Source organism: Clostridium sp. 1001271st1 H5, from assembly GCF_005845215.1.
In the GTDB taxonomy this organism is placed as follows: domain Bacteria; phylum Bacillota; class Clostridia; order Lachnospirales; family Lachnospiraceae; genus Enterocloster.
In genome coordinates this window covers 1-1,144 of record NZ_SPHO01000073.1, presented here as the reverse complement: position 1 = coordinate 1,144, position 1,144 = coordinate 1, and the positions used below count along the sequence as shown (strand labels likewise).

The 1,144-nt window shown below is 53.0% G+C and carries 2 protein-coding genes; both read left to right on the top strand.

Going from position 1 to position 1,144, the window contains the following annotated elements; all coding sequences use genetic code 11:
• A partial coding sequence (locus FGS84_RS30665; protein WP_138311896.1) for a DUF4253 domain-containing protein occupies positions 1–473 on the top strand: 473 nt, incomplete at its 5' end.
• Positions 474–488: 15 nt separating this feature from the next.
• Positions 489–1,144, top strand: a 656-nt coding sequence (locus FGS84_RS30660) for a CbrC family protein (RefSeq protein ID WP_138311895.1), incomplete at its 3' end; no start/stop codon positions are given.

Below are 1,144 nucleotides of genomic sequence, written 5' to 3'. Positions count from 1 at the left end.
TGGAGGAATTGACCGGCCAGCGCAAGGAAGAAGCCGAGGACGATGATCTGGACTGGGATGAGGAAGTCCTGGGCGAGATGGAGGGCGGAGAACCCAACGACCGCTTCGCAAACTATTGGAACGATGATACCGGAATGACATATCCGCTCATTCTGGCTAAAATTCCGGTAAAGAACCCCTGGGAGATCTTCGCCTACCTGCCCTTTGGAAATTGGAATGAGTGTCCCGACACACCGGACCTGATGGCAGTGGCGAAATACTGGTTCGAGCAACATGGTGCCATCCCTGCCGCCATGAGCCACGATGAATTAGAGTTTGAACTTCCAACTCCGATCTCCAAGGAAAGAGCTATGGAGGTGGCTGTGGAGCAATATGGCTTCTGCCCAGATCTGGATCAGAATGAGGATGGAAGCATTGGCTCCTTGGCAGATGTCCTGTGGCAGTCCACCGTCTGGTATTTCTGGTGGGATTGATGGGAGGTGCGACCAATGACAGAATATCAGAAAACCTATATCGAACTAAAAAAACAGTTTGTTGCGACCAATGAAGGTCCGGACAGTGTCCGCGCTCTATATACCTTCAAGGAAGAACTTGAGCAGAGTGAGGATCAGCAGGCCAAGGAAGTGCTGGTGGATGTGTATGATCTACTGGACTTCAAGAAGGATGCCTATGAACTGCTCTGCCAAATCGGAAATCGTTCCGATAAAAAGACCCTCAAGCGGCTGGGCACGCTGAAGGACTATGCGGAAAACTGGGGCAATCATTATGCTCTCCCCAAGCCCAAAACGCCGGAGGAAAAGCAGAAAGAGAAGGAACGGCAGGCCCAGCTGGGCCTGCCCGCCTTCCGGTATCACCCAACCCCTCTGGAAACTGGGGCTTTTGAGGAATCCGCAGACGGCGTTGTCTGCGATTGCTGTGGCAAGACGACCCATATTTTCTATGCCAATCCGTTCTTTTCAGTGGAGGATATTGCATATCTGTGCCCAGAGTGCATCGCCAACGGCGAAGCAGCCCGGAAATATGACGGTAGTTTTCAAGATGATTTCTCTGTGGACGATGGTGTAGACGATCCGGAGAAGCTGGACGAGCTGATCCACCGCACCCCCGGCTACTCCGGCTGGCAGCAGGAATACTGGCGCGCCCA